The organism is Bradyrhizobium sp. 186, assembly GCF_023101685.1.
Taxonomy (GTDB): domain Bacteria; phylum Pseudomonadota; class Alphaproteobacteria; order Rhizobiales; family Xanthobacteraceae; genus Bradyrhizobium.
The window spans coordinates 82,761-109,111 of sequence record NZ_CP082164.1 but is presented as its reverse complement, the minus strand read 5'-3'; the positions used below and the strand labels follow the sequence as shown (position 1 = coordinate 109,111).

25 protein-coding genes, 1 tRNA gene and 2 pseudogenes are annotated in these 26,351 nt (G+C 64.8%); 11 read left to right on the top strand and 17 right to left on the bottom strand.

Going from position 1 to position 26,351, the window contains the following annotated elements; all coding sequences use genetic code 11:
• Window positions 1–78 precede the first annotated feature (78 nt).
• A complete protein-coding gene (locus IVB18_RS00530; RefSeq protein ID WP_247987403.1) occupies window positions 79–1,059 on the top strand; it encodes an MBL fold metallo-hydrolase in 981 nt (326 codons plus the stop codon).
• Between the two features lie 111 nt (window positions 1,060–1,170).
• Here IVB18_RS00530 and IVB18_RS00525 read toward each other — a convergent pair whose 3' ends face one another.
• Window positions 1,171–1,875 (bottom strand): SIMPL domain-containing protein, encoded by a 705-nt coding sequence (locus tag IVB18_RS00525; protein ID WP_247987402.1) that lies wholly within the window; start codon window positions 1,873–1,875, stop codon window positions 1,171–1,173.
• Between the two features lie 5 nt (window positions 1,876–1,880).
• Window positions 1,881–2,609 (bottom strand): GyrI-like domain-containing protein, encoded by a 729-nt coding sequence (locus IVB18_RS00520; RefSeq protein WP_247987401.1) that lies wholly within the window; start codon window positions 2,607–2,609, stop codon window positions 1,881–1,883.
• A gap of 222 nt (window positions 2,610–2,831) precedes the next feature.
• Here IVB18_RS00520 and dapF point away from each other — a divergent pair, with 222 nt between their 5' ends.
• The 3 genes from dapF to IVB18_RS00505 all read left to right on the top strand — a co-directional run bounded on the left by dapF (window position 2,832) and on the right by IVB18_RS00505 (window position 6,227).
• Window positions 2,832–3,707 carry a diaminopimelate epimerase gene (gene dapF / locus IVB18_RS00515; RefSeq protein ID WP_247987400.1) on the top strand — a complete coding sequence of 292 codons (876 nt, stop codon included), beginning with the start codon at window positions 2,832–2,834 and terminating at the stop codon, window positions 3,705–3,707.
• Window positions 3,707–4,960, top strand: coding sequence for a tRNA (N(6)-L-threonylcarbamoyladenosine(37)-C(2))-methylthiotransferase MtaB (mtaB, locus tag IVB18_RS00510; protein WP_247987399.1), 1,254 nt, complete (start codon window positions 3,707–3,709; stop codon window positions 4,958–4,960). Before dapF ends, mtaB begins: the two co-directional genes overlap by 1 nt.
• A 226-nt stretch (window positions 4,961–5,186) precedes the next feature.
• Window positions 5,187–6,227, top strand: a complete 1,041-nt coding sequence (locus IVB18_RS00505; RefSeq protein ID WP_247987344.1) for an IS110 family transposase — start codon at window positions 5,187–5,189, stop codon at window positions 6,225–6,227.
• Window positions 6,228–6,549: 322 nt separating this feature from the next.
• On the opposite strand, the gene IVB18_RS00500 is transcribed toward IVB18_RS00505, so the two are convergent.
• Window positions 6,550–7,659, bottom strand: coding sequence for a DUF2336 domain-containing protein (locus IVB18_RS00500; RefSeq protein ID WP_247987398.1), 1,110 nt, complete (start codon window positions 7,657–7,659; stop codon window positions 6,550–6,552).
• Window positions 7,660–7,763: 104 nt separating this feature from the next.
• Window positions 7,764–8,465 (bottom strand): RNA pseudouridine synthase, encoded by a 702-nt coding sequence (locus tag IVB18_RS00495; RefSeq protein WP_247991930.1) that lies wholly within the window; start codon window positions 8,463–8,465, stop codon window positions 7,764–7,766.
• 60 nt (window positions 8,466–8,525) lie between these two features.
• Here IVB18_RS00495 and ftsY point away from each other — a divergent pair, with 60 nt between their 5' ends.
• The 3 genes from ftsY to IVB18_RS00480 all read left to right on the top strand — a co-directional run bounded on the left by ftsY (window position 8,526) and on the right by IVB18_RS00480 (window position 11,423).
• Window positions 8,526–9,473, top strand: a complete 948-nt coding sequence (ftsY, locus tag IVB18_RS00490) for a signal recognition particle-docking protein FtsY (protein ID WP_247987397.1) — start codon at window positions 8,526–8,528, stop codon at window positions 9,471–9,473.
• A 3-nt stretch (window positions 9,474–9,476) separates the two neighbouring features.
• On the top strand, window positions 9,477–10,079 hold the full coding sequence (locus IVB18_RS00485; RefSeq protein WP_247987396.1) for a septation protein A: 603 nt from the start codon (window positions 9,477–9,479) through the stop codon (window positions 10,077–10,079).
• A gap of 96 nt (window positions 10,080–10,175) precedes the next feature.
• A complete protein-coding gene (locus IVB18_RS00480; RefSeq protein WP_247987395.1) occupies window positions 10,176–11,423 on the top strand; it encodes an NAD(P)/FAD-dependent oxidoreductase in 1,248 nt (415 codons plus the stop codon).
• 236 nt (window positions 11,424–11,659) lie between these two features.
• Here the strand turns inward: IVB18_RS00480 and IVB18_RS00475 are convergent, their stop codons facing one another.
• The 3 genes and pseudogenes from IVB18_RS00475 to IVB18_RS00465 all read right to left on the bottom strand — a co-directional run bounded on the left by IVB18_RS00475 (window position 11,660) and on the right by IVB18_RS00465 (window position 13,178).
• Window positions 11,660–12,067 (bottom strand): thiol-disulfide oxidoreductase DCC family protein, encoded by a 408-nt coding sequence (locus IVB18_RS00475; protein ID WP_247987394.1) that lies wholly within the window; start codon window positions 12,065–12,067, stop codon window positions 11,660–11,662.
• A pseudogene (locus tag IVB18_RS00470) lies at window positions 12,067–12,291 on the bottom strand (DoxX-like family protein); the annotation flags it as partial. The gene IVB18_RS00475 and the pseudogene IVB18_RS00470, both read right to left, overlap by 1 nt.
• Complete coding sequence (locus IVB18_RS00465) at window positions 12,285–13,178, bottom strand: alpha/beta fold hydrolase (RefSeq protein ID WP_247987393.1); 894 nt, start codon at window positions 13,176–13,178, stop codon at window positions 12,285–12,287. The pseudogene IVB18_RS00470 and the gene IVB18_RS00465, both read right to left, overlap by 7 nt.
• Before the next feature lie 266 nt (window positions 13,179–13,444).
• On the opposite strand from IVB18_RS00465, the gene IVB18_RS00460 reads away from it, so the two are divergent.
• Both IVB18_RS00460 and ppa read left to right on the top strand, forming a co-directional pair.
• On the top strand, window positions 13,445–13,954 hold the full coding sequence (locus tag IVB18_RS00460) for a GNAT family N-acetyltransferase (protein ID WP_027533231.1): 510 nt from the start codon (window positions 13,445–13,447) through the stop codon (window positions 13,952–13,954).
• 177 nt (window positions 13,955–14,131) lie between these two features.
• On the top strand, window positions 14,132–14,662 hold the full coding sequence (ppa, locus tag IVB18_RS00455) for an inorganic diphosphatase (protein WP_247987392.1): 531 nt from the start codon (window positions 14,132–14,134) through the stop codon (window positions 14,660–14,662).
• Window positions 14,663–14,779: 117 nt separating this feature from the next.
• Here ppa and IVB18_RS00450 read toward each other — a convergent pair whose 3' ends face one another.
• The 3 genes from IVB18_RS00450 to IVB18_RS00440 are packed head-to-tail and all read right to left on the bottom strand — an operon-like array spanning window position 14,780 to window position 16,312.
• The gene (locus IVB18_RS00450; protein WP_247987391.1) at window positions 14,780–15,664 is read right to left on the bottom strand and encodes a bifunctional methylenetetrahydrofolate dehydrogenase/methenyltetrahydrofolate cyclohydrolase; all 885 of its coding nucleotides are present in this window, start codon (window positions 15,662–15,664) and stop codon (window positions 14,780–14,782) included.
• Window positions 15,665–15,673: 9 nt separating this feature from the next.
• Window positions 15,674–16,006, bottom strand: a complete 333-nt coding sequence (locus IVB18_RS00445; protein ID WP_247987390.1) for a DUF167 domain-containing protein — start codon at window positions 16,004–16,006, stop codon at window positions 15,674–15,676.
• A 15-nt stretch (window positions 16,007–16,021) separates the two neighbouring features.
• Window positions 16,022–16,312: a YggT family protein gene (locus tag IVB18_RS00440; protein WP_007598721.1), complete on the bottom strand. Its 291-nt coding sequence runs from the start codon at window positions 16,310–16,312 to the stop codon at window positions 16,022–16,024.
• 190 nt (window positions 16,313–16,502) lie between these two features.
• Here IVB18_RS00440 and IVB18_RS00435 point away from each other — a divergent pair.
• Window positions 16,503–16,578, top strand: a tRNA-Ala gene (locus IVB18_RS00435).
• A 111-nt stretch (window positions 16,579–16,689) separates the two neighbouring features.
• On the opposite strand, the pseudogene IVB18_RS00430 reads toward IVB18_RS00435, so the two are convergent.
• The 7 genes and pseudogenes from IVB18_RS00430 to IVB18_RS00400 all read right to left on the bottom strand — a co-directional run bounded on the left by IVB18_RS00430 (window position 16,690) and on the right by IVB18_RS00400 (window position 24,499).
• Window positions 16,690–17,501 (bottom strand): annotated as a pseudogene (locus tag IVB18_RS00430) (enoyl-CoA hydratase).
• Window positions 17,502–17,603: 102 nt separating this feature from the next.
• The gene (locus tag IVB18_RS00425) at window positions 17,604–18,407 is read right to left on the bottom strand and encodes a glutamine amidotransferase (protein WP_247987389.1); all 804 of its coding nucleotides are present in this window, start codon (window positions 18,405–18,407) and stop codon (window positions 17,604–17,606) included.
• Window positions 18,408–18,528: 121 nt separating this feature from the next.
• Window positions 18,529–19,308, bottom strand: a complete 780-nt coding sequence (locus IVB18_RS00420) for an SDR family oxidoreductase (protein ID WP_247987388.1) — start codon at window positions 19,306–19,308, stop codon at window positions 18,529–18,531.
• A 228-nt stretch (window positions 19,309–19,536) separates the two neighbouring features.
• Window positions 19,537–20,025, bottom strand: coding sequence for a TerB family tellurite resistance protein (locus IVB18_RS00415; protein ID WP_247991929.1), 489 nt, complete (start codon window positions 20,023–20,025; stop codon window positions 19,537–19,539).
• A 241-nt stretch (window positions 20,026–20,266) separates the two neighbouring features.
• On the bottom strand, window positions 20,267–21,676 hold the full coding sequence (locus IVB18_RS00410) for an adenylate/guanylate cyclase domain-containing protein (RefSeq protein WP_247987387.1): 1,410 nt from the start codon (window positions 21,674–21,676) through the stop codon (window positions 20,267–20,269).
• A gap of 50 nt (window positions 21,677–21,726) precedes the next feature.
• On the bottom strand, window positions 21,727–23,094 hold the full coding sequence (locus IVB18_RS00405) for a cytochrome P450 (protein ID WP_247987386.1): 1,368 nt from the start codon (window positions 23,092–23,094) through the stop codon (window positions 21,727–21,729).
• A 34-nt stretch (window positions 23,095–23,128) separates the two neighbouring features.
• Window positions 23,129–24,499 carry a hydrolase gene (locus IVB18_RS00400; protein ID WP_247987385.1) on the bottom strand — a complete coding sequence of 457 codons (1,371 nt, stop codon included), beginning with the start codon at window positions 24,497–24,499 and terminating at the stop codon, window positions 23,129–23,131.
• A gap of 137 nt (window positions 24,500–24,636) precedes the next feature.
• Here IVB18_RS00400 and IVB18_RS00395 point away from each other — a divergent pair, with 137 nt between their 5' ends.
• Window positions 24,637–26,325 (top strand): MFS transporter, encoded by a 1,689-nt coding sequence (locus IVB18_RS00395; RefSeq protein WP_247987384.1) that lies wholly within the window; start codon window positions 24,637–24,639, stop codon window positions 26,323–26,325.
• The last annotated feature ends 26 nt before the right edge of the window (window positions 26,326–26,351 follow it).

The following is a 26,351-nucleotide window of genomic DNA, read 5'->3' as shown; positions in this document are numbered from 1 at the left end:
TGCCTATCACCCGCCGCCGCATCTTCGGACTACTGGCCGGTGGCGTTGATCGGTGTTCCGTCCCTCTGGATGTCCCGCATGAAAACCTATGATGGCCCCGTCTCCGACCATTTCGACGGCCTGAATTTCTTTGATCCCGACGGCGTGCCGCCGAAATCGCTTGGCGAGGTGCTGCGCTGGCAATTCGGCGGCGGGCGGCAGCGCGCGACCTGGCCGGACTGGGTCCCGAGCCCGCATGCCGATACGCCCCCGGCCCGCGTCGACGGCGACAAGGCCCGGCTCTCCTTCGTCGGCCACGCAAGCTGGCTGATCCAGGCCGGCGGCCTCAACATCCTGGTCGATCCCGTCTGGTCGATGCGGGTCTCGCCGGTGGGGTGGGCCGGACCGAAACGGCACAACGATCCCGGCATCGCGTTCGAGAAACTTCCGAAAATCGACGTCGTGCTGGTCTCGCACGGACACTACGATCATCTCGACATCGCGACGCTGTCGCGGCTCGCCAAGAATTTTGCCCCGCGCGTGGTCACCCCGCTCGGCAACGACGTCACGATGCGCGGCGCCGGTCCCGCGATCAAGGTGGAAGCCTTCGACTGGCACGATCGCGTCGAGCTCGGCGACGGTGTGGCCGTGACGCTGGTGCCGACGCGGCACTGGTCGGCGCGCGGCATGTTTGACCGCAACAAGGCGCTGTGGGCGAGCTTCGTGCTGGAGACGCCGGCAGGCAAGATCTATGTCGTTTGCGATTCCGGCTATGGCGAGGGCAAGCACTTCCGCCGCGTCGCCGAGGCGCATGGGCCGTTACGTCTGGCGATCCTCCCCATCGGCGCCTACGAACCGCGCTCGTTCATGCGCGATCAGCATATGAATCCGGATGACGCGGTGAAAGCGCTCGCCGATTGCGGCGCGTTGGCCGCGCTCGGGCATCATCACGGGACGTTTCAGCTGACGGATGAAGCGATCGATGCGCCGGCGAAGGCGTTGGTTGAGGCGCTGGATGCTGCAAACATCCCGCAGGAGCAATTTGTGGCGATGAAGCCGGGGCAGGTGGTGGAGATCTAGCTCTGCGCGCTTTTTTGCTCCGCTGTCGTCCCGGACAAGCGAGCGGAGCGAGCGCGCTTGTCCGGGACGACAGCTGGAATTCTTGCAGCAGCGCGCCTCTTACGAGCGCCGCTACTGCCCCTGCTTGATTGCCCAGCTCACACTCACCGTCACCGACAGCGTTTCCTCGCCCGGTGCAACGGAGGCGGGCGCTGCGGCCATCGGCGCCGTCGCCATCCTCGCCTTGAACAGCGGGACCGGGCCGCCGCCTTCGGACACGCTGAGTGGCGAGCCGAGCGTGACGCCGGTGGCCTTGGCGTAGATCTCGGCCTTGCGGCGGGCATCGGCAACGGCCTGCACGCGCGCATCGTCGAGCAGCTTTGAGGCTTGCGTCACCTCGAAGGAGATGTTGCCGATATCGTTGGCGCCGGCGCCGACCAGCGTGTCGATGATGCCGGCCACCTTGGTCACGTCGCGGATCTTCACGGTGACGCGATTGCTGGCGCGGAAACCGACCACCGGCGAGGCGCCGCCACTGCGGTTCGGCGCATATTGCGGCTGCAACGACAGCCGCGAGGTCTGGTAGTCCTTCTCGGCGATCCCGGCGGCCTTCAGCGCCAGCAGCACCTTGCCCATTGCGGCGTTGTTGGCGTCGGAGGCCTCCTTCGCCGTCTTGGCGTCATTGGCGACACCAGCGTCGATCTGCGCGAGGTCAGGCGCCGCTGATACGGTCGCCTCGCCGCTCACCGAGATCGCGGCTGGAAAATCGTCGGCGAGCGCGGGAGCCGCGATCAGCGCGGCGGCGAAAACGGAGGCAATGGCGGCAAGCTTGTTCATCGATCTCACTTCAGCGGCACGAAAACGTTGATCACAAGCTTGTCCTCGGCCGTCTTCAGGGGATCGGTAAGGTACTCCTCGATGAACGTATCCTTGGCTTCGAGCTTCTTGTCGTCGAGGTGATTGGTGATCGCCTCGTAGGTGTTGTCCATATTGTCGTAGGAGCCGCGATGGACGAATTTCAGCGCCTTGCCCTCCGGAGATTTGCCGACGCTCATGTCCTTGGGCAAGTTTTTCGGATCCTGCTCGACCGGGATCTCGGCGAGGAAGGTAAAGCCGGTATCGTCGGTCGAGGTGTAGACGATCATGGAATTGCCGGCGTGCTTGATGCCCTGCTTGTCCAGCAGCGCGTTCAGCGCCTTGAAGGCATCGACCAATGTGTCGAAGGCCGAGTCCCAATTGGCGGTGCCCTTGACCATGACGACCTTTTTCGGCTCGAGCGCGGTCTCCAAGCCGAAGGGATCGGCGATCTGCACCGGGGCTGGGGTGGTGGCCGCAGCGGGCGGGGCCGCCGGACTGGGCGAGGGTGAGGCGCTGGCCGCCGGCGACGGCGTGGCCACAGGCGCGGGCGAGGCGCTCACGGCCGGGGACGGCGATGCAGATGGCGCCGGCTGGGGACTGGCCGATGCGGCGGGCGCGGGGCTCTGGGTTTGCGCCCAACTGCCGGAAGCGCCAAGCGACAGGGCCGCTGCCGGGATCAGCGCGGCAAAAGCGAGACGGCAAAAGCGATTCATTCTATTCTCCCCAAAACCTTACGCACCAAGGCCTTAATTCACCAAGTCCTTAACCCACCAAGGCCTTAACCGGCCGCGCGTCCCGGTTGGCGCGAACCGCGCCGTTCTAACACGCGAGCGCCGAATTCGTCCCATGACAGATGCGTCATGGCCATCGGCCCCAAATCACTGGTCAAGCCGCCAAGGATCGCCATATAAGACGGGCGGAATTCAGGAATTTTCATGAGCGCGCTGGCCAACCACGCATTTGCCAAGATGAATGGCATCGGCAACGAGATCGTCGTTGTCGACATGCGCGATTCCGCCTCGCCGGTCACGCCGGACGACGCCCGCGCCGTGGCATCGGCTCAGGGCGGCGTGCCCTACGACCAGCTCATGGTGCTTCAGAAGCCGCGGCTCGACGGCACCGAAGCCTTCATCCGCATCTACAACAACGACGGCTCGGAGGCCGGCGCCTGCGGTAACGGCATGCGTTGCGTGGTGCGGCAAATCTTTGAGAAGACCGGGCAGGCCACGGCGACATTCGAGACGCCTGCGGGCCTGCTCAATTGCTGGCAGGGCCCGGCGCCCGACCTCTACACCGTCGACATGGGCGCGCCCAAGTTTGGCTGGCAGGATATTCCGCTGGCGGAAGAGTTTCGCGATACCCGCTACATCGAATTGCAGATCGGGCCGATCGACAATCCGATTCTGCATTCGCCATCAGTGGTGAGCATGGGCAATCCGCACGCGGTCTTCTGGGTCGACGACGTCAACGCCTATGATCTCGAGCGTTTTGGTCCTCTGCTGGAAAACCATCCGATCTTCCCCGAGCGCGCCAACATCACGCTCGCCCATATCGTCGATCGCGAGCACATCACGATCCGCACCTGGGAGCGCGGCGCCGGCCTGACCAGGGCCTGCGGCTCGGCGGCCTGCGCCACCGCTGTCGCCGCGGCGCGCCTGAAGCGCGTCAACCGCAATGTCGAGATCACGCTGCCCGGCGGCAAGCTCGGCATCGAATGGCGCGAGCGCGACGATCACGTGCTGATGACGGGCACGGCGACCTTCGAATATGAGGGCGCCTTCGATCCGGCGCTGTTCGCGCCGGTCGGGTGATGGGCGTCGAGGTCGTCACCTTCGGCTGCCGCCTCAATGCGTTCGAGGCCGAAGTGATCCGCCGCGAGGCTGAGGGCGCGGGACTTTCCGACACCATCGTCATCAACAGCTGCGCCGTCACCAACGAAGCGGTGGCGCAGGCGCGGCAGTCGATCCGCAAATTGAAACGCGAGCGGCCGGAGGCGCGCATCGTCGTCACCGGCTGCGCCGCGCAGACGCAAAGCCAAATGTTTGCCGGCATGGCGGAGGTCGATCGCGTCGTCGGCAATGACGACAAGATGCGAACGTCTGCATGGCGCGATGCGCGCGATGCATTCGCCATCGGCGCCAGCGAGAAGATCGCGGTCAGCGACATCATGGCGGTGAAGGAGATGGCGCCGCATCTCGTCGACGGCTTTGCGGCCGGCCTGCCGCGCGTGTTCGTGCAGGTGCAGAACGGCTGCGACCATCGCTGCACCTTCTGCATCATTCCGTTCGGCCGCGGCAATTCGCGCTCGGTGCCGATGGGCGCGATTGTTAATCAGGTGCGGGCGCTTGCTCAGCGCGGCCATGCCGAGATCGTGCTGACCGGCGTCGATCTCACCAGCTATGGCGCCGACCTGCCGGGTACGCCGAAGCTCGGAATGCTGACGAAGCAGATCCTGCGGCATGTGCCGGAATTGAAGCGGCTGCGCATCTCGTCGATCGATTCGATCGAGGCCGATGCCGATCTGCTCGACGCCATCGCCGATGATGCGCGGCTGATGCCGCATCTGCATCTGTCGCTGCAATCCGGCGACGACATGATCTTGAAGCGCATGAAGCGCCGGCATTCGCGCAGCGACGCGATCGCATTCTGCGACCAGGTACGCCGCCTCCGCCCGGACATTGCGTTCGGCGCCGACGTCATCGCGGGTTTTCCGACCGAGACGGAGGAGATGTTTTCGCGCTCGCTCGACCTCGTCGAGGAATGCGGCCTCACCTTCCTGCACGTCTTCCCCTATTCGCCGCGCCCCGGCACGCCGGCCGCGCGCATGCCGCAGGTCGCGGGTCCAGTCATCAAGGAACGCGCGAAGCGACTCCGTTTCGCCGGTGAGGCCGCGCTACGGCTGAGGCTGCAAGCCGAGATCGGCGCGACCCGCGACGTGCTGATCGAGAGCGGGAGCCAGGGGCGCACGGAGCACTATCTGCCGGTGGCGATTGCGGGCGCAAAGGTCGGGAGCGTGATGCCGCTGAGGATTGACGGAAGTGATGGCGAGCGGCTGACGGTGTGACTCCGTTGCCGTGAGTTGCGTCGCAACTGCATCCCCAATGTTGTCCCGGCGAAGGCCGGGACCTATACCGCGTGATCTATCAGTCACCTGCGGTGCTTGTCCCAGCGAAGCAGAGTAACTGAGAGTCTCCGTCAAACTTCTCCCTGTGGTTGATGGGGTGGACGGCCCCCTACGGCATCAGTGTGCCAGAATGAGGTTGTCAGAAACTCATTCGCAGGAGCCGCCCGTGAACCAGATTATCCGCATTGGAATGGATACGTCGAAGTATATTTTTGTGCTGCATGGGGTTGATGAGGATGAGCGGCCTGTGCTGCGCAAGAAACTTTCGCGCAAGCAGGTGCTCGAGTTCTTCACCAAGTTGCCGCCGACCGTGATCGGGATGGAGGCCTGCGGGGCTTCGCAACATTGGGCGCGAGAGCTTCGCAAGCTCGGCCACGAGGTGAAGCTGATGGCGCCGCAACTGGTGAAGCCCTACGTGTCGCGGAACAAGAACGACGGACGGGACGCGGAAGGGCTTTGCGAGGCGATGAGCCGACCGACCATGCGGTTCGTGCCGGTGAAGAGCGCCGAGCAGCAAGCCGCATTGATGCTGACGGGCATCCGCGACGGGCTGATCGCCCGGCGCACTCAGTTGACCAATACGATCCGCGGCCATGCGGCGGAGTTTGGCCTGATTGCGCCCAAGGGGCTGGACAAGATCGAGCCGTTGCTGGCGCAGATTGCGCAGGACGAGACGCTTCCCGTCCTGGCGCGCGAGCTGTTTGTCGTGCTGGGCCGCGAATGCGCCAAGCTCGAGAGCGAGCTGGAGGCGATCGAAGCCAGGCTGATGGCCTGGCACCGTGGCGATGCCATGGGCCGGCGTTTGGCGCAGATCCCCTCGGTCGGTCCGATCGTTGCCACCGCGCTGGTGATGAAGACGCCGGATCCGCGGGCGTTCCGCTCCGGTCGTCACTTTGCGGCCTGGGTGGGATTGACGCCCAAGGACCACTCCACCGCCGGCAAGACCAGGCTTGGCAAGATCACCCGGGCGGGCGACGAGGATCTGAGGCGGCTGCTCGTGATCGGGGCCACGGCCGTGATCCAGCAGGCCCGACGAGGCCGCGGCCAACACTCACGTTGGCTGCTGGCGCTGATTGCGCGCAAGCCGCCGAAGCTTGCGGCCGTGGCGCTCGCCAACAAGGTGGCCCGCATCGCCTGGAAGCTGATGATCAGCGGCGAGAGTTACGACGCGGCACGGTTGAATGCCGCCGCGGTAGTCCCCGCCTAACAGATTGGCCGACCGGCGGGCTCGCTCGCCGGCCGACCCGGAGCTGCAGGAGCAGATGGAGCGATCGATCGAGCAACGATGCGAGACATTCCGTGGGACCCATTGGCCGCCAGCAGGTCGCCGGGTTGTTTGGAACCCGCATCGCGCAAACCATCTTGGCCAGCGATCTAATCCATCGCACTCAACAGGCCGGACATATGGATGCAAGCGATCCGATCTCACCAAAAAGCTCTTGTGCCACGGGGGCCGTCCACATATGGGTCCCGGCCTTCGCCGGGACGACATCGAGGGTGTGGATGCGTGGTGCCTTGCTGGATGCCGTCTACGACGCCCGCACCTGCCAGAACCGGAGCGTGCGCCGTGCGTTCTCCGGCGTCATGCGGGCGAAATGGCCTTGCGCCTTGGCGAGATCGGCCGGCTTCATCGCGCCGGTGGCATAGCGGCTTTCCAGCACGGCAGCCGTCGTTTCCCAGCTGAGCTGCGCCGCCTTGCACGGCACCAGTAGCCCGTCGTCGCGCAGGCTCTGCATCAACGGGCGAATGACCTCGATGGTCGATCCGGACAGCGCCGCCAAGGCAGCGACAGTCTCCTCGTAGCGCCGCTGCGTCGCGAAGCCGAGCAGCCTCGCCTCGCCGAGCTCGCCGGCCGCCTTCAGATTCGCGATGGCACGCTTGGCACCTTCGAAGTCGCGAACACCCGACATCTCGCGCTCGACGCCCACCGTGACGGCTGCAATAGCACTCTGGATCTCCTCGAACAGATGCGGCGGCGCGCGCGACAGCAGCCGGGCACGAACGACATCCGTCGCCGAGCGCAGCAATTGGCGGCGCAGCTCCGACGGCAGGTCGACGCGAACGCCGATGCTCACGGCGAGTTCGGAATCGGACTCGGCCTGTCCGACGATGACGGCAAATCCGCTGCCCGAGACCCGTGCGCCCGGATTGGCGGCAAGCCGCCGGCTGACGCTCGGATAGCGGCGCGCCAGCAGCGCGTCGGTGACGATCTCCTTCAGCCACCAGCGGCCGGCGACCGCGAGCAGATGCGGCTCGCCCTTGCTCGCCGCGATCTTCACCAGCTCACCATCATCGAGGCGCGCCGATTCCTGGAGCACGGGGCCGGCGATGCGGATCTCGTCATTGTTGGCGAGGCGGCGGATCACGGACGGCGGCGCCTGCGCGATCGGTGCGAGCTGCGCGCTGATCTCGGCGAGCGCAATGCGCGCGCCCATATCGGCGATCGCCCGCAGCTCGATCGTGCCGATCAGGCGCTCGAGCACGTCGTCGAACAGCGCGATCTGCTCGTCGTCGAAGCTGCCGGCGGAGGACAGGAACAGGTCAGTGACGCGCCGGGCCGTTTCCAGGCCCTTTTCCGCCGAGCCGAGTCGAATCGCGGATTCGACCTCGTCGATGATCGATAGCTCGGCGTTGGACATGACGCGCTGCTCGTCCTGAGCGGATTGACGGAAGCTTGTTCTAAGCAACCGTTATCATTAGAGACGAGCGCTGAACGTTTCGTAAACCGTGCACGGGGACGCGGCTATTCTCCAGTCCACCCGCAGGCGCGGAGCCGCTCGTGCATATGGGGCGGGGCCGGGGCCACCACGCGGACCGGCTCCTTGTTCCTGGAGATCGGCACCACGATCTCGCGGGAATGCAGATGCAGGCGCGGTTCGCCGAAACGCGGGCCGTTGCCGTAAATGTTATCGCCGAAGATCGGCCATCCCGTCGCGGCCGAATGCACCCGCAATTGATGGGTCCGGCCGGTGACCGGTTCCATGGCGAGCCAGGTCAGGCCCGCGCCCCGGCCCATCACCTTCCAGTTGGTGACGGCCTTCTGTCCCTCGGGATCGGGCTTCTGCCACCAGCCGCGTTCGGCATTGAGCCGGCCCAGCGGCATGTCGATGGTGCCTTCATCCTCAGTGGGGCCGCCCTCGACCAGGGTCCAGTAGGTCTTGCCGATCTTGCCGTGCTTGAACAGGAGGCCGAGCGAGGCGGTCGCCTTGCGATGGCGGCCGAGCACGAGGCAACCAGAGGTGTCCTTGTCCAGCCGGTGGGCCAGCACTGGCGGCCGCGGCAGGCCGAAACGGAGGGCGTCGAACGATGCTTCCAGATTGGCGCCGCCCTTGGGGCCGCGATGCACCGGCAGGCCCACCGGCTTGTCGATGACCAGCATCAGCCCGTCGCGATGGAGCACGCGCGCCAGGATTTCGTCGGCGGTCAATTCGGGAACATCGAGCAATTGCAAGACTTTCGTTCAAGACTTTCGTTTGCTTGCGGGAACGGCTAACACACCGCCACCATGAACGATACCACCCCCGAGACCCCAAAGCTGAGCTGGTGGCGCCGCCTGTCCAACGGGCTGAAGCGCACGTCGTCCTCGCTTGGGACCGCGGTCGCCGACCTCGTCACCAAGCGCAAGCTCGACCGCGCCATGCTCGACGATATCGAGGACGTGCTGCTGCGCGCCGACCTCGGCACCGAGGTCGCGGTGCGGATCGCCGACGCCGTCGGCACGGGGCGCTATGACAAGGCGATCTCGGCGGACGAGGTCAAGGACGTCGTCGCGACCGAAGTCGAGAAGGTGTTGTCGCCGGTCGCGAAGGCGCTCGAGATCGATGCGGCGAAAAAACCGTTCGTCATCCTCGTGGTCGGCGTCAACGGTTCCGGCAAGACCACGACTATCGGCAAGCTGTCTGCAAAGTTTGCGGCCGAAAGCCGCAAGGTGATGCTGGCCGCCGGCGACACGTTTCGCGCGGCCGCGATCGAGCAGCTCAAGGTCTGGGGCGAGCGCACCAAGACGCCGGTCATCGCCGGTGCGCAGGGCTCGGACTCGGCGAGCCTCGCGTTCAACGCACTGACGGCGGCGAAGGAGCAGAACATCGATGTGCTCCTGATCGACACCGCGGGGCGGCTCCAGAACAAGTCCGAGCTGATGAACGAGCTCGAAAAGGTCGTGCGCGTCATCCGGAAGGTGGACGCCACCGCGCCGCATGCGGTGTTACTGGTGCTCGATGCCACGGTCGGCCAGAACGCGCTGTCCCAGGTCGAGGCCTTCCACCGCACCGCCGGCGTCACCGGTCTCGTGATGACGAAGCTCGACGGCACCGCGCGCGGCGGCATCCTGGTCGCGCTCGCGGAAAAATTCAAACTGCCCGTGCATTTCATCGGCGTCGGCGAGAGCGTCGACGATCTCGCGCCGTTCACCGCGCGCGATTTCGCCCGCGCCATTGCCGGAATCGAAAGCTGAAAAATGGACAAGACCCAGCCGCATCCGTTGTTCAAGCTTGCGACCGAGCTCGGTCCGCTGCTCATCTTCTTTTTCGTGAATGCGAAGTTCAACCTTTTCGCGGCGACCGGCGCCTTCATGGTCGCGATCGTCATTGCGATGATCGCCTCCTATGTGGTGACGCGCCACGTGCCGATCATGGCGATCGTGACCGGCGTGATTGTGCTGGTGTTCGGCACGCTGACGCTAGTGCTGCACGACGAGACCTTCATCAAGGTCAAGCCGACGATCATCTACGGCCTGTTTGCCGCGATCCTCGGCGGCGGGCTGCTGTTCGGCCGCTCCTTCATCGCCGTGATGTTCGACCAGATGTTCAACCTGACCCCGCAGGGCTGGCGCATCCTGACGCTGCGCTGGGCGCTGTTCTTCTTCGGCATGGCGATTCTGAACGAGATCGTCTGGCGCACCCAGAGCACGGACTTCTGGGTGAACTTCAAGGTGTTTGGCGTGACGCCGCTGACGATGGTGTTTGCCATCGCGCAGATGCCGCTGACCAAGCGTTATCACATCGAGCCGGCATCGCTGGAGGCGAGCGAGGCCGAGGCGGGGGATGTGAGGAAGGGGTAGGGCTCTGCGGCTTCTCCGCCTCCCGCCACCTTCTCGGGCATACCGGATCGCCCGCGGCATCTTCTGCCGCTTCAGCGAACGTGCTAGAGCCCGCTGATGAGTTCCCTTCCCTCCTCCGTCGACGTCGCGATCATCGGCGCCGGTGCTGCGGGCCTCGGCGCGGCGCACGCCCTACGCGGCTCCGGCCTCTCGGTGATCGTGCTGGAGGCGCGCAATCGCATCGGCGGACGGGCCTGGACCGTGCAGGCCTCACCTGAAGTGACCTTCGACGTCGGTTGCGGCTGGCTCCATTCGGCAGACAAGAACTCCTTCGTCCCGATCGCCCGCCAGCTCGATTTCGAGGTCAACACGGATCTGCCGCCCTGGAGCGATCGCGCCTTTGGCGAGGCCTTTCCGGAAGTCGCGCGCAGGGATTTTGTGCGCGCGATGGATGAATTCTACTATCGTGCCTCTGAGGCTGCGGAAAAAGCTGAGGATGCGCCTGCCGCACGCTATCTCGAACTCGGCAACCGCTGGAACCCGATGATCGACGCGGTCTCGACTTATGTGAATGGGTGCGAGCTCGATCAAGTCTCGATCTTCGACATGGAGGCCTACGAGGACACTTACTTCAATTGGCGCGTGCGGGCCGGATATGGGACTCTGATCGCGGCCTATGGCGCTTCCTGCCCGTTCACACTGAACTGCAACGTCGCGCTCATCGACCATTCCGGCCAGCGCATCCGGCTCGAAACTTCGCTCGGCACCCTCGATGCCGCCAAGGTGATCGTCACTGTGCCGACCAATTTGATTGCAGACGAGGCGATCCGCTTTGCGCCGCCGGTGCCCGCCAAGGTCGATGCGGCAGCCGGCCTGCCGCTCGGCGTCGACGACAAGGTAACGCTGGCGCTGGAGGATGCGGAGGCTTTCCCGAAGGAGGGAAACTTGCGCGGCGCCACCATGCGCACCGCGATGGGCACCTATCACATCCGCCCGTTCGGCCAGCCCTGCATCGAGGGCTTTTTCGGCGGCAGCTTTGCGCGCGAATTGGAAGACGCCGGCGATGGCGCCTTCGCGGCCCAAAGCATCGACGAGATCGCAGGCTTTCTCGGCAACGATATCCGGCGCAAGCTGAAGCCGCTCGCCGAAACGCGCTGGGCCCACGATCCCTTCGCCCGCGGCGCCTATTCGCATGCGCTGCCCGGCCATGCCGGCGACCGCGCGGTGTTGGCGGCGCCGGTCGATGGCCGGCTGTTCTTCGCGGGCGAAGCGACGTCGCCGAATTTCTTCACGACGGCGCATGGGGCGCGAGACAGCGGAGAACGGGCGGCGAAAGAAGTGCTCGCGGCTCTCGGGGAAGACTGATCGGACGCCGTCATTGCGTCATATCCCCAACGTCGTCCCGGCCGAGCGCGCAATTGCGCACGAGGGGCCGGAACCCATACCGCGTGATCTCTCGGTGAACCTCGGTATTGGTACCGCGGATTGATTCCTTCACTGCCAATCTTCGTCAAACCTCTCCCTGTGGTTATGGGTCCCGGCCTTCGCCGGGACGACACCGAGTTCGTAGGCGCGTCTCGTCGCTGCGCTCGCAGACGAATTCATTCAATGACCCGCGCGCGCAGATCGGCGTCCGGCACAAAACACGCTTCGTACTTCCCAAAGATGCGATAGCGATTGCGCGCGATGAGGTTGTACACCGCATTCCGCAGCGGCTTCGGCACCGCGAACAACATGCGCACCCGGCGCCATCCCGGCAGCTGCGACAGCACCGTCAGCGCAGCGTCTGACTTCAAGAACACCTCGCCACCGTGGACCACCGCGTTTGTATCGGGATCGTCCGGATCAATTCCGAACGTTTTTGCGAGCCGGGCCCCGTAGTTCGACTGGACCGGCGTGAACCGAAACCGCCGCGCCGTATCGCGCTGCGCGACGAAGCGGACCCAGCGCGAGCAGAAGATGCAGACGCCGTCGAACAGGATCACGTCATCGTCGGGCCATTTTTGCATCAGCGATTGTCCAGCATCAGGAGCGCGACCAGCATTAGCACAATAGCCGGCCCGATCTTCACCAGCGCGCCGAGCGGCTCGATCCAGAGGTCAGGCGTCAGGATCGCCGCACCCCCCATATAGCCGAACGATGCGACGATACCCGCGACCAGCCCGATCGCCGCGGTGCGGCGGAAGGCGATCAGCACGCCGATGCCCATGTCCATCAGGCTGGTGCCTATGGTCGCTTGCCGCCCGCCACCGGCTTCAACGCGCGGTCGAACTCACTGCCGGCGGCTTTGACACCGGCTTCGGTCTCGATCATCCAGTGGCCTTCGCTGCCCACCGCCGGCAATGAGCGGAAGTCGACCTTGCCGCCACCGCCGCGAAACGCATCTGCCAATGCCTGCGAAAACGCCGGTGCGAAATAGCTGTCATTGGTCGCAACGAGCCATATGACGGGAATGCGCGCCGTCTTGCCAAACACAGTGGCGGCTGCAAGAAGCGTATGCGGCGCGCAGATCCGGTTCGGCTCATCGTTGGCGTGGCCGCCGCGCCCAGGCGCGAACGCGATGATCGCGGCGATCGCTTTTGGATCGGCATTCGCGAGCGCCAGCGCGCCCCAACCACCGGCGGAATGGCCGATCACGATGGCGGCGTCCTTGCGGACGAAATCCTGCTTACGCAAGAATTCCAGCGCGAGCGAAATTTCCGCCGCGGTTACGCGGCCTGAACGCGCATAGTCCGCCTCGTCACAGCCACCCTGGTCCTCGAGATAGCGACCGCCGGTCGCGCCGTGGCCGAGCCGTTCCGGCACCAGCACGGCAAAGCCGCGCGCGACGAGATACGCGACGAGCGCGCGGTATTCCGGCTGCGGCATTTGCGCGCGACGCAGCACGTTCTGCGTGGTGGCATGCGCGATGACCGCCAGACGAAACGAACCGACGCCGGTCGGACGAAACAGCAGCGCATGCGCGGCAATATCGGTATCCGGTGACGGCACGCGCCATTGCTGGCGGCGAAACGGCGCGCCTTCCTCTCCCGATGAACCAAACGTGACCTGAGCGCACAGAGGCGGCGCAGTCAGCAGGGCCAGCAGAGGCAGAAGGGCAAGGATGTTGGAGAGCCGCATGAATTGCCGAAGGCGAACACGGACAGCGAGGGCCAGACTAGTAGGAACGAATCATTCCGGGCGGACTTTTTGCGGTGCCATCGCCGTTCATTCGTTACCGCAGAGCAGTTTTGCACCGACGAATAGCAAGTCGGTGCCGTCCAAGGCGGCGGCTTGTCTTTTTTCGGTACAACATGGTCAAAATACTGATGCAGAAAGTCCACAGGTTAACCGATAATTAACGATAGGTCTTGCCGCCGGCGCGGCGACTTGGTTTGATCGTGTCCATGAGCACAACCCTGATCGAGGTCCGGCCGGCCAAAGCTGCAGACGCAACTGCGGTGGCGTCAACCCATGACGAAGCCTGGCGTTCGGCCTATCAGGGCATCATTCCCGGCGCCGAGCTGGAAAAGCTGATCAACCGCCGCGGCCCGCAATGGTGGGACAGCGCGATTCGTAAGGGCAGCCGCGTCAGCGTGCTGGTGTTCGGCGACAAGATCGCGGGCTACGCCAATTACGGCCGCAACCGCGCTCGCAGCCTGCACTTCGACGGCGAAATCTACGAGCTCTACCTGCGCCCGGAATTCCAGGGCCTCGGCTTTGGTCGTCGCCTGTTCACTGCCGCCCGCCGCGACCTCATGCAGAGCAATTTGAAGAGCATGGTGGTGTGGGCGCTGTCCGATAACGATCCGGCGACGGAGTTTTACCGGGCCTTGGGCGGCCGCATGGTGGCGCGCTCCTCGGAGCGATTCGGGCCGAAGTCGCTCGACAAGGTTGCCTTCGCTTGGACCAATTGAGCTGCTGAAAGCGTAACCGGCAGCGATCCCTCTCCGTCGATACCGCTGCCTTTTGAGCCGGTGATCGCCGGATTCATTATTTCACAAAAACGCGATGGATAGGCGGGCCAAGCCCGCGTATGACGGTGCCAAATCGCTGCCGGGCGCGATTTCACCTCGGCAACAACGGAGCCTTGAATGCGTATCGATGCGATCTCGATCGGGACCAACCCGCCACACGACGTCAACGTCATCATCGAAGTACCAGTGGGTGGCGAGCCGATCAAATACGAGATGGACAAGGAAGCCGGCACGCTGGTCGTCGACCGCTTCCTCTACACGCCGATGCGTTACCCTGGTAACTACGGCTTCATTCCGCACACGCTGTCCGACGATGGCGACCCCTGCGACGTCCTGATCATCAACACCCGCGCCATCATCCCCGGCGCTGTCATGAGCGTGCGTCCGGTCGGCGTGCTGATGATGGAAGACGAAGCCGGCGGCGACGAGAAGATTTTGGCGGTGCCGTCGTCAAAGCTCACGCAGCGCTACGACAAGGTGAAGACCTATAGCGATCTGCCGGACATCACGCTGCAGCAGATCCAGCACTTCTTCGAGCACTACAAGGATCTCGAGAAGGGCAAATGGGTGAAGATTTTGCGCTGGGGCGGCCCCGAGGAAGCGCACAAGCTGATCCTCGAGGGCATCGAGCGCGAGAAGAAGAAGTGACGACGTAGTCGTCATTCCGGAGCGATCCATTAGCATCGAATTGTGGTGCGCAGTTGCGCACCTGAGAATCTCGAGGTTCCGGGTTCGCACTTCGTGCGCCCCGGAACGACAGATCGCTTACACCGCAGGCTTCGGCAGGCCCGCGATCGCGCAGGCGGCACGAAGCGTGTTCACGAGCAGGCAGGCCACCGTCATCTGGCCGACGCCGCCCGGCACCGGCGTGATCGCGCCAGCAACCCCGAGCGCCTCCTGATAGGCGACGTCGCCGACCAGACGCGTCTTGCCGTCACCCTTGGGGATGCGATTGATGCCGACGTCGATCACGGTCGCGCCCGGCTTCAGCCAGTCGCCGCGCACCATCTCCGGCTTGCCGACGGCGGCATAGACGAGGTCGGCGCGCTTCACGAGCCCGGGCAAATCGCGCGAGCGCGAATGCGCGATCGTCACCGTGGCGTTCTCGTTCAGCAGCAACTGCACCAGCGGGCGGCCGACCAGATTGGAGCGGCCGACGACGATGGCATTCATGCCTTCGAGCGAAGCATGCACGCTCTTGGTCAGGATGATGCAGCCGAGCGGCGTGCAGGGCGATAGCGCCTCGAAACCACCGGCGAGCCGGCCGGCGTTGTTCGGATGCAGACCGTCGACATCCTTGGCGGGATCGATCGCGTTGATGACGGCCTCGGTGTTGACGCCCTTCGGCAGCGGCAATTGCACCAAGATGCCGTGCACGGCGGGATCGCGGTTGAGTTTTGCGACGAGCGCGAGAAGATCTCCTTGCGAGACGCTGGCCGGCAGCTTGTGCTCGAACGAAGCCATACCCGCGGTCTGGGTCTGGGTCTGTTTGGAGCGGACATAGACCTCGCTGGCGGGATCATTGCCGACCAGCACCACCGCAAGGCCCGGCACCAGATTGTGCTCGCGCGCGACGCGGGCGACCTCGTCGGCGACACGGGCCCGAAGTTCCGCCGCGATGACTTTTCCATCGATGATCTTGGCCGTCATGTCAGTTCCTTAAATCTGTGGTTTGGCCGAGGCGAGCTGGCGCAGAGTTTCGCCGAGCCGCGCCGGATCGCCGTCGACCGCGATCTGCTTCAGTCGCGAGGTCGCCCCGGACAGGAGCTTCACGCTGGCCTTGGGCACGCCAAGCGATTTCGCCAGCAGCGCCAGGACCGCCCGATTGGCCTCGCCACCATCGGCGATGGCGCGCACCCTCACCTTGAGCACGCTGCGGCCATCGGCCAACTGCTCGATCCCGTCGATGCCGTCGCGGCCACCGCGCGGCGTCACCCGCAGCGCTATGCTGATGCCTGCGGCCGAGTAACGCCAAGGTTCCTTGGCAACCAAGGCGCTCCCGCCTGCCTAAATCACGTTCGGGTAGATGTAGTACAGGATCACCCGCTCGATGAACATGATGAGCAGGATCAGGATGATCGGCGAGATGTCGAGGCCGCCGAGACTTGGCAGGAAATTGCGAATCGGCGCCAGCACCGGCTCGGTGATGCGGTACAGAAACTCCGCTACCGCCGACACGAACTGGTTGCGGGTGTTGACGACGTTGAAAGCGATCAGCCAGGACAGGATCGCGGACGCGATCAGCAGCCAGACGTAGAGATCGAGCACGATGATGACGATGTCGAGAACGGCACGCATGGCTTTTGAAAACTCTGGCTTCGGGTGGGGATTGACGCCTTTTGCTAGATATCGGTTCCCTCCGGCCCAAACAAGGGAAGTTCGGGCGTCAGGATGGCTAAAACCGGGTTACGCCCGTCCTTGACTTGACCTTGGCGGGGACTTAAATGGCGCCCGGTTGTCGGCCGCATTGACCAGAGCGGACCGCGACGGGGCCATAGCTCAGCTGGGAGAGCGCGTCGTTCGCAATGACGAGGTCGGCGGTTCGATCCCGCCTGGCTCCACCACGCTTCGCCCTTCGGGCTACGCGTGGCGCAGCCGCGCAGAACCCGAAGGGCGAAGCGTGGTGTCCGGCGTAGTCCACAGGGCGAAGACGGACTGCCCCGAAAGATCTCCCCCTACCTCCCGATAAACCGCGGCCGCCGCTTCTCCATGAAGCTTGCCACGCCCTCCCGGAAATCGCTGCCGTTGAGCGCGACCAGCATCTCGCGGTTGGCCTCGGTCGTGGCCTCGGCCAGGCTCTGGAACGGCACCTCGTAGAGCTGCCGCTTGATCACGGCCATGGCGCTCGGCGAGACCAAATCGGCGAGATCGCGCGCATAGGCACAGGTTTCTTCGCGAAGCTTTTCGAGCGGGCAGAGCCGGTTGACCAGTCCGATCCGCAGCGCCTCGTCGCTCGTCACGCGCCGCGCCGAGAGCAGCAGATCCATCGCATTGGCATGACCGACGATGCGGGGCAGCATCCAGCTGATGCCGTGCTCGGCGATCAGGCCGCGGCGCGCAAAGGCGGTGGTGAAGACGGTGTTGTCGGCGGCAAAGCGCAGGTCGCAATAGAGCGCGTGCACGAGGCCGATGCCTGCGGTCGCGCCGTTGAGCATGGCGATTACCGGCTTTCCAATCGACGGATAGAAGCCGTAGGCGTCTGCCAGTCCGGCCGGCGGTTCATATCGAAGGGGGGCAGGTTCGATGCACGCCTGACGTCGTTGGGATCGAGCCCTTTCAGCGCATCCATGTCGGCACCGGCGCAGAACGCGCGGCCCGCGCCAGTGAGCACGATGACGCGGACATTGTCGTCGGCGGCTGATGTCTCCATCGCGTGACGCACGTCGCGCTCCATGATTGGCGTCCATGCATTCATGCGGTCGGGACGATTGAGCGTGATGGTCGCGATCTTGTCGCTCACCTCGTAGAGAATGTGTTCGTAACCCATGGCGCTCTCCCTCGGTTTCTCGGCGCGCCTTCGCGCGCGCTCGTTGGCAGCGAGCCTAGCATAATCGGGGATGAGGCAAGGGCTGGTTGCGCAAACGCGCGATCACTCGGCGGCTTGCGCGAGTGCCGGCCGACGCGCCAGCCAGCCGTCGATGAAATGATCGAGCCAGGCGCGTTCCGCGACGTCGTAGACGGCACGGTCCGCGAAATGATGATGGCGCTCGCGCGCGCCGGGCGCGCTCAGGCCGTCATAGCCGCGCGTGGTCCAGCAATGCATCATCGCGTAGGTCACATCGGGATGAAACTGCACACCGAAGGCATTTCCGGTGCGGAACGCCTGCACCGGAAAATCGGCGCCTTCCGCAAGCAGTTCAGCGCCGGCCGGCAGCTCAAATCCTTCGCGATGCCAGTGATAGACTTGCGCCGGCCAATCCGGGCAGAGCCAGTGTCCCGCCGCGGTCGGGCGGATCGAGTAATAGCCGATCTGGGTTATGGCCGCAGGATGCGGCGCGACGCGGGCGCCGAGCTGCATCGCGAGCATTTGCGCACCGAGGCAGATGCCGAGAAACGGCCGCTGTTCGCGGAGCGGAATTTCGATCCAGTCGATCTCGCGGCGGATGTAGTCGTCGGAATCATTGGCGCTCATCGGGCCGCCGAAGACCACGGCGCCGGCATGCTGCTCGAGCGTATCCGGCAAGGGATCGCCGAAGCGGGGACGGCGGATGTCGAGGCGGTGGCCGAGCGCGCGGAGCGCATTGCCGACGCGGCCGGGCGTCGAGGATTCCTGATGCAGGACGATGAGGACCGGCAGTCGAGCTTCGGGACGAGCAGCCGATGCGCCAAGGGCCCTTCGCTTGGGGAAGGGCACCACCTCTGCGCCATCAAACCTGTCCGCCCGAAACGACATCGCCTTTCCAAATGCTATCGGTTCAGACCGCCAGCATAACTAAGCGATCGTTAATTTCGTGTGAGTTTGCGCACACACGCCACCGATTATGGAAAGCAAACTCCGGGCCAGCGCTGCCGGCTTATCGTTTACGCATCTGAAACCGGCCGACCGCCGCCAGGACGAAGCCGCGTGGAAAAAACCGCAGCAGGAACGGCACGATCTTGATGCCTAGACCCGGCAGGACTGCCCGTTTGTTCGCCATCAAGCCGCGATAGGCATCGCGCGCGACGGCTGCGGCGGAGACGTTGAGGATCGTGGAATCGAAGCCGGGGGAAAAGCCCGCGCGGGCCTGAAACTCCGAGGGTACCGGACCCGGGCAAAGTACGGTGACGCGCACGCCGCGCTTGCCGAGCTCGCAGCGCAGCGCCTCGGTGAAGGAGATCACATAGGCCTTGGACGCGTAATACACGGCCATGCCCGGGCCGGGCAGGAAACCCGCGACCGAGCCGACGTTGAGAATGCCGCCCTTGTTGCGGATGAGCTGGTCGGCAAAACGCAACGACAGATCCGTCAGCGCGCGGATGTTCACGTCGATAATGCCGAGCTGCTCGGCGCGGTCGCGCCTGACGGCATCGCCAAACACGCCAAAGCCGGCGTTGTTGACGAGATGATCGAGCTCGACGTCTTCGGCGGCGAGCGCCGCCGCGATCTTCTCGCCGGCGTCTGCGGCTTGCAGGTCGCAGGCGATCACGATCGGCTTCTTGCCGCCGTTGGCGGCCAGCTCGCTCGCGAGCGCCTCCAGTCGATCCGCCCGACGCGCCGTCAATGCGAGGCGATGCCCATTGGCGGCGAATACGCGCGCCAGCTCCGTGCCTATGCCCGCCGAGGCACCGGTAATCAACGTCACCCGCTCAGTCACGATCGAAGTCTCTTGAATTCAAGTTTTTTGCCCCCGCAATGGCGGAACGAGAGCATAGGCCGTGCGCGACACGCAAGCTGGCTGGCGGCATGGTCGCTCGAGCGGGCGACAGGGAGCGCGAGAAAAACCGCTGATTTTCAAGCGAAACCGGCACGGGCGCGGCCGGCGATTACATTAAACTTTCGTCATGTGGTCCGCACGGCCCGCCATTCGCCGTGTTGAAACGGATCACCCGCCGACGGCGCCGTCCTTCGCCTGGCCGCCGGCGCGGTCCGCGACGGCGTGCTTGAGGTCGATCCGGTCGCGCTGGGCGACGCCGAGCAGGTCGGATGCACGCCAGACGACATTATCCTCGAACTCGGTAACCTGGCCGTCGGCATAGACCAGCTCCCACATCATCTGCACGATGCGCTTGCGGCCCTCTTCGTCGAGCGAACGCATAATGACGCTGGTGAAATGATAGAGGTCGACCGCTTCGCCCTCGACCTCGGTTGCGTCCGCGATCAGGCGGTCGGCGGTGCCGCGATCGAGCCCGAAATGGCTTTCGATCAGGCTGTGCAGCTTGCGCTGCTCGGCCTCAGTCGGCTGACCGTCCAGCGAAACCATGTGGACCAGCAGCGCGGTTGCCGCCAGCCGATAGTCGCTGTCGCCGAAGGCACGGTCCTGCGCTTGAGGGGCAACAATGTCGGCGATGAATTGGCGCAGGCCGTCAAGCATAAGGTCCCTACCGAGATAGATGAAGCCGCGGGAAGCGGCCGCTACCAGCATTATATGAGTGGGAAACTCAATCGCCGCAATATGCGTCGGTTCCGCGCGCCGATTACGTTTCGGCAATCTGGTGTCGTCCCGGCGAAGGCCGGGACCCATACCGCGTGATCTCGGGAATAGGCAGGACAGTCGTTGCGGCAATCTTCGCCAAACTACAGCCTGTGGCTATGGGTCCCGGGACGACATCGGGTCACGGTATCTCGTACACCACCATCTTGTCGGCGATGCCGCGCAGCGCGGCCTGCTTCTGGATCGGTCTGATCGCGCGCTGCTGCAACACCTCGGCGACGGCCGGCGCGTCCAGCACCGGCCCGGTGATGTGGATCTCCTGCGCGGTCGACAGGCTCTGCACGCGCGAAGCGATGTTGACGGTCTGGCCGAAATAATCCTGCCGCTCGTTGAGCATCACCGCGAGGCACGGGCCTTCATGGATGCCGATCTTGACGATGAGATCGGCGGTGCCGCGCTGCTTGTTGAGCTCGCCCATCGCCGCGCGCATTCGCAGGCCCGCGGCGATCGCATGCTCGGGGCGGATGAAGGTCGCCATCACGGCGTCGCCGATCGTCTTCACCACCGCACCCTTCTCGGAGGAGATGATCTCGAGCAGTGCATGGAAGTGCGCGCGCACGAGATCGAAGGCGGCGAGATCGCCAACCCGCTCGTAGAGCGCGGTCGAACCTTTCAGGTCGGTGAACAGGAAGGTCAGCGAGGTGATCTGAAGCCGCTGGTCGAGACTGAGATTGTCCGCCTTGAACACATCGCGAAAAGTCTGGTTCGACAGCATCCGCTTGGCGGTGATAAACGGCTTGCGCTTGCCGATCAGATGATGAAGCGCTTCGGCCGCAATGAACACCGATGGTAGCACACGCACGCCGGCCTGGTTCTCCAGCGACAACCGCAATGGGCCCGGCCGCATGGTCGTAGTCCCCGTCGGCGCCTGCACCTTATTGTACATGATCGAGAGCTGCTGGCGCTCCTTGGTCGGCTCGCCCTGAACGTCGATGAAATGGGCGGCGTGCGTCACCGGCTCGAAGATGATGATGAAGTCGCTCGGCAGTTGCAGCGACATGGTCGCCTTCTCGCCGGCCGGAAGCTCGAACGTATCCAGCGTCACCTCATTCGCGAGCGTCGCAAAGGATTCCTTGTTGAAGTCGACGCCGGAGCTCCAGAACACCTGCTTGAAATATTCCCACACCGGAAGCGAGTCGGGATCATGCGCCGCGATGCGCCGGACGCGCGGATTCACCGTGAAGGAGACCTCGACCTGGTCGTCGACGGAGGCCTTGTAGCCGCAGGCGCAGAGTGCGCAGTGATAATCATCGGGCTTGAGCGCCTTCAGGGTCGAGTGCGCGCCGAGCACGCCGCCGCAGCCCGGACACAGCACGTTCCAGCCGAGATCGAACAGCCCGAGCCGCGCCGAATGCAGAAAACCCGAGATCGCGCGCTCTTCGTCGAGACCATGCTGCCTGGAGAAATCGAGAACATTGACGCGGTTGAGTTCGTGATCCTCGCCGTGGTCGATGAGATGTTGAATCGCGTCGACCACCTTCGGATCGGCGGTCTGCTTCAGAACGGAAAGCTGGGCTTGAATGTCGCTCATGGCGAAACTCTATCTAGGGTGGATCACGCCATTGGCCAGACGAGCGCTTGTCACCGACGCGTGATACGGAACATGGGTGAGTGGTCCGGCTGGGTCGTGACGACGCCAAGCGGGATAACGGGACTCGCATCGGCCAGCTCGACGCGGAACACACCGATCAGCCGCGCCAGCGCCAGCACCGATTCGGCTTGCGCAAACGGCGCGCCGATGCAGACGCGCGGGCCCGCGCCAAACGGCAGATAAGCGAAGCGGTCGGGCGGCTCAGTCGACATGAAGCGCTTTGGAATGAACGCGTTCGGCTGATCCCACAGCTTCTCGTGCCGGTGAAGCAGCCACGGCGCGATCATGATGATGTCGCCCTTGCCGATCGCAACGCCGGCCGCATCGTCCTTTTCCCGGGCTGCGCGCGCGATCAAGAAGGCCGGCGGATAGAGCCGCATGGTCTCCTCGATCACGGCACGGGTGAATTTTTGGCGATCGATGTCAGCCATACTGTCGAGATGCTCGCCGCGCGTCTCGGAGGCGACCTCCTCCTGCGTCTCCGGATCGAGCGCCAGCAGATAGAGCGCCCAAAACAACGCCGTCGCCGTGGTCTCGTGACCTGCGAGAATCATGGTCGCGACCTCGTCGACGAGCTGTTCGTCGGAGAAGCCCTTGCCGGTCTCAGGATCGCGCGCCTCATCCATGAGATCGAAGAGATCGCGGGGCGGTGCACCGTCCTTCTTGCCCGCGGCACGCCGCTCGGCAATCAGCATCGCGACGAATTCGGTCCAGCGCTTGCGGAAACGGGCACGCGCAAAATCCACCGGGCTCGGCCAGGACACCGGCAGCACCATGTCGAGGAAATACGGCCGCCCCAGCCGCTCGCCATATTCCATGACGAAGTTGCGCAAGGTCGGGCCATGCCGGTCCATGCCGAACGAGAACATCGTGCGTCCGGCGATCTCGAGCGTCATGCGCTGCATGATCTCGCGCAGATCGACGGGCTCGCCCGTGCGCGCGTCGAGCTTCGCAATGGTCTCGTCGAGCACCGCCGTCATGGGTGGGACGAGGTTTGCGGTCGCACGCGGCGTGAAGGCCGGCGCGAGCGTGCGGCGCTGATGCGTCCAGGCCTGGCCTTCCGCAATCAGCAGGCCTTCGCCGAGCACGGGACGCAACATGCGAATGCCCGCAGGCGTGCGCGAATAATTCTCGTAGTTGCTGACCAGGATATGCCGGATCGCGTCCGGGCGGTTCAGGATAAAGCTGTTGCGGAAGAAGAAGCGGCCCTGGATGACATCTTCCTCGTAGGCGCGCTGCCCCCAGGTTGCAATCATGTTCTGCCGGATCACCGCAACCCGGCCGAGGAATGACATGTCGTCCGGCGCACGCGGCGGGGTCGGAGGGACGATGGGCCGACGCACACTGGCGATGTTCATGGCTCTCTCCCGCAGATGTAACGCAGCTAAACAGCTAATAAGTCAGCTCGGCAATCGCAATCCTGTTCTCGGAGGCGGGCCAGGCCCGTGCCACAATCCGTTCTTCGTTGAATTGGGCCACGACGTTACGCCCGACCTCGGCGGCCGAAAGGCGCAGGGTTGCTGCCGCATCCGTGGGCACGCCCGGCTTGACGTCCGCGGGCTCCTTGCCGTCGAGCAGCATTACGTCCCGCGGCAGGCCTAAATAGCCGCGTGGCCGCGACATGATCACGACCGCGCCGGCGTCCTTGTCCGCCGGCCCGAGCGGGCGCGCCGCACGCAGGTGCACGACGTCGGAAGAACGCGGGAAGGGCGAGCGATAGGAATGCGTCGTCGGCGCATCCGGCGATGTCAGGACGAATTCGAGCGACCAGGCTGGATCGACCTCCGCCGGTCCCCAACGCCCGTCAGGGCCGGTCTTTGAGCTGTGCACCGCAGTACCCTTGCGCTCTCCGGTTTCGGGATCCACGCGGAAGATATCGACCGCTGCGCCCGCGACCGGGCGATTGGTCGGTACGCCGCCCGGCGTGCCCGTCACGAGGCCGCTCAGCCTGACACTCTGCTCCGGCACGATCGCGATGCGCGCGGGCTCGCGGCCGGCGATGAATTTGTAGATCTCGCGAAAAGCCCGCGGATGAAACGCCACCTCGCGATGGTCGAGCGCGCCGAGCACGAGATTGGTGGCGCCCTTCAGCTCGGGCCCCTCGGCGGTAACGCCGGTCGGCACGCCGGCCTTCCCGATGAAGCGGCCATCGGGTTGCGCGTATTTGTCCATGCCGTCGCTGCGCAACGTGAGGAAGGCCAGGCCCGGGGTCACCTCGCTCTCACCCTCGTTCAAGCCGCGCAAGAACGCGCCGCGGCCGTTGAACTCGCTTCCGAGCGGATCGTCGGTTGCAAACACGCCGTGATTGGGTGTACCGCACAACACGGCATGGCTGACATCACCGGCGCCACCGTCCTTGATGACATTGCGGATCGCGTAGCCACCGCGCGAGCTGCCGACCAGCGCGACGCGGGCTGCACCGGTGCTGCGCTTCAGTTCCGCGATGGCCGCCGCGAGCTCGCGGCGCTGATCCTCGGTTGACGAACGGTTGGCCTGCTCGACCTTGTCGTCGCTCCGCGCATTGGGATCGGTGAAATTGATCGCCAGCATACGATCGGGCGCGATGCCGTTGGATTCCATCCGCCACAAGGTCGTCATCCAGAGCGCGTCGTAGTCGCCATTGCCGTGGACGAACAGGATCGGCGGCACCTCGGAGCTCTTTGCCTCGGACGCTGGTTGCGCCAGCGCGCCCGTCCGCAAGCTCGCAACCGCGAAAGGCAGCGCACCGGCACCTTGCAGGATCATCCGTCGCGACAGCTTCATATGTTCCTCCCCGGCAAAACCACGTCTTTGCACCGCTTATAGCGGCCTAACCACTGGACAGCGAAGGACTTTCGCGGGCATCACTGAACCCGCCGGATTCGCCGAAGTTACTTCTGACAGCCCACTTGGAAGGGGATATGACCGAGCAGACGAACCGTCAGAGAATTGCCGCCGACGGCATCACCGCGCCGCTGCGGTACACCCTGTTCCGGCGCATCTGGCTCGCCAGCCTGCTCTCCAATCTCGGCCTGCTGATCCAGGGTGTGGGCGCCGCCTGGGCGATGACGCAGATGGCGGCCTCGGCCGACAAGGTGGCGCTGGTGCAGACCGCCTTGATGCTGCCGATCATGCTGATCTCGATGCCGGCCGGCGCCATCGCCGACATGTATGACCGGCGCATCGTCACCCTGATCTCGCTCATCATCGCCCTGACCGGCGCGACCGCGCTCACGCTGCTCGCCTGGTTCCAGCTCATCAGCCCGGAAACGCTGCTGGCCTTCTGCTTCATCGTCGGCAGCGGCAATGCGCTGTTCGGCCCGGCCTGGCAATCCTCGGTCAGCGAACAGGTGCCGCCGGATGCGCTGCCGTCCGCGGTGGCGCTCAACGGCATCAGCTACAACATCGCACGCAGTTTCGGCCCGGCGATCGGCGGCGTCATCGTCGCCTCCGCCGGAGCGGTCGCCGCCTTCGCCTGCAATGCGATCCTCTATCTGCCGCTGCTGGTGGTGCTGCTGCTGTGGCGGCGCAGCACCGAGCCCTCGCGACTGCCGCGGGAAAAGCTCAACCGCGCGATGGTCTCGGGCTTCCGCTACATCACCAATTCGCCGCCGATCAAGATCGTGCTGTTGCGCACGCTGGTGATGGGGCTGATCGGCGGCGCCGTCATGGCGCTGATGCCGCTGGTCGCGCGCGATTTGCTGCATGGCGGCGCGCAAACCTACGGCATCATGCTGGGCGCCTTCGGCATGGGCGCCGTCGTGGGCGCGCTCAACATCCATGAATTGCGAAAGCGCATGAGCGGCGAGGCGGCGATCCGCGCCTGCACCATCTCGATGGCCTTTGCGATGGCGGCACTCGCGGTGAGCAACGAACCGGTGCTGACCGCGGCCGCACTGGTGCTCGCGGGCGCGGTCTGGATGGCAGCCGTCGCGCTGTTCAATATCGGTGTGCAGCTCTCGGCGCCGCGCTGGGTCGCGGGTCGATCGCTCGCGGCGTTCCAGGCCTCGATCTCAGGCGGCATTGCGATCGGCGCCTGGGGCTGGGGCCATCTCACCGATTATGCCGGCGTCGAGGTCGCGCTCCTGGTTGCCGCCGGCCTGATGCTGATCTCGCCGCTGCTCGGAATCTGGCTGGCGATGCCGCGCGTCGGCGCTCGCAACGAAGACGCCGAGGTGCTGGCAGATCCCGAGGTGAAGCTGCCGCTCACAGGCCGCAGCGGACCCTTGGTGGTCGAGATCGAATACCGCGTCTCGCAGGAGAACGCGCGCGCCTTCCACAATGTGATGCAGGACGTGCAGCTCTCCAGGCAGCGCAACGGCGCCTATGGCTGGTCGATCGCGCGCGATATCGCCGACCCCGAATTGTGGACCGAGCGCTATCACTGCCCGACCTGGCTCGACTATCTGCGCCAACGCAACCGTTCGACCCAGTCCGAGCGCGCGCTGCACCAGAGTGCAATCGATTTCCACGTCGGCCCCGATCCGGTGCGGATCCGCCGCATGCTGGAGCGCCCGTTCGGCTCGGTGCGCTGGAAGGAAGAGACACCGGATCGTGCGGCAAGCGAAGTACTGCCGGTAGTCGCGACCGCGGCGGGCAGCAGTACGTAGGTTCACAGCCGGTAGCCCGGATGGAG

Excerpts from the sequence above, each read along its gene's own strand:
- IVB18_RS00465 (WP_247987393.1), bottom strand. The coding sequence starts at position 13,178 with ATGCGGCTCTCCAACATCCTTGCCCTTCTGCCTCTGCTGGCCCTGCTG.
- IVB18_RS00425 (WP_247987389.1), bottom strand. The coding sequence starts at position 18,407 with ATGTCGTTTCGGGCGGACAGGTTTGATGGCGCAGAGGTGGTGCCCTTC.
- ppa (WP_247987392.1), top strand. The coding sequence starts at position 14,132 with ATGCGTATCGATGCGATCTCGATCGGGACCAACCCGCCACACGACGTC.
- IVB18_RS00500 (WP_247987398.1), bottom strand. The coding sequence starts at position 7,659 with ATGTCCAACGCCGAGCTATCGATCATCGACGAGGTCGAATCCGCGATT.
- dapF (WP_247987400.1), top strand. The coding sequence starts at position 2,832 with ATGAGCGCGCTGGCCAACCACGCATTTGCCAAGATGAATGGCATCGGC.
- IVB18_RS00460 (WP_027533231.1), top strand. The coding sequence starts at position 13,445 with ATGAGCACAACCCTGATCGAGGTCCGGCCGGCCAAAGCTGCAGACGCA.
- mtaB (WP_247987399.1), top strand. The coding sequence starts at position 3,707 with ATGGGCGTCGAGGTCGTCACCTTCGGCTGCCGCCTCAATGCGTTCGAG.
- IVB18_RS00525 (WP_247987402.1), bottom strand. The coding sequence starts at position 1,875 with ATGAACAAGCTTGCCGCCATTGCCTCCGTTTTCGCCGCCGCGCTGATC.
- IVB18_RS00405 (WP_247987386.1), bottom strand. The coding sequence starts at position 23,094 with ATGAACATCGCCAGTGTGCGTCGGCCCATCGTCCCTCCGACCCCGCCG.
- IVB18_RS00530 (WP_247987403.1), top strand. The coding sequence starts at position 79 with ATGAAAACCTATGATGGCCCCGTCTCCGACCATTTCGACGGCCTGAAT.
- IVB18_RS00480 (WP_247987395.1), top strand. The coding sequence starts at position 10,176 with ATGAGTTCCCTTCCCTCCTCCGTCGACGTCGCGATCATCGGCGCCGGT.
- IVB18_RS00400 (WP_247987385.1), bottom strand. The coding sequence starts at position 24,499 with ATGAAGCTGTCGCGACGGATGATCCTGCAAGGTGCCGGTGCGCTGCCT.
- IVB18_RS00450 (WP_247987391.1), bottom strand. The coding sequence starts at position 15,664 with ATGACGGCCAAGATCATCGATGGAAAAGTCATCGCGGCGGAACTTCGG.
- ftsY (WP_247987397.1), top strand. The coding sequence starts at position 8,526 with ATGAACGATACCACCCCCGAGACCCCAAAGCTGAGCTGGTGGCGCCGC.
- IVB18_RS00415 (WP_247991929.1), bottom strand. The coding sequence starts at position 20,025 with ATGCTTGACGGCCTGCGCCAATTCATCGCCGACATTGTTGCCCCTCAA.
- IVB18_RS00395 (WP_247987384.1), top strand. The coding sequence starts at position 24,637 with ATGACCGAGCAGACGAACCGTCAGAGAATTGCCGCCGACGGCATCACC.
- IVB18_RS00475 (WP_247987394.1), bottom strand. The coding sequence starts at position 12,067 with ATGCAAAAATGGCCCGACGATGACGTGATCCTGTTCGACGGCGTCTGC.
- IVB18_RS00520 (WP_247987401.1), bottom strand. The coding sequence starts at position 2,609 with ATGAATCGCTTTTGCCGTCTCGCTTTTGCCGCGCTGATCCCGGCAGCG.
- IVB18_RS00440 (WP_007598721.1), bottom strand. The coding sequence starts at position 16,312 with ATGCGTGCCGTTCTCGACATCGTCATCATCGTGCTCGATCTCTACGTC.
- IVB18_RS00410 (WP_247987387.1), bottom strand. The coding sequence starts at position 21,676 with ATGAGCGACATTCAAGCCCAGCTTTCCGTTCTGAAGCAGACCGCCGAT.
- IVB18_RS00485 (WP_247987396.1), top strand. The coding sequence starts at position 9,477 with ATGGACAAGACCCAGCCGCATCCGTTGTTCAAGCTTGCGACCGAGCTC.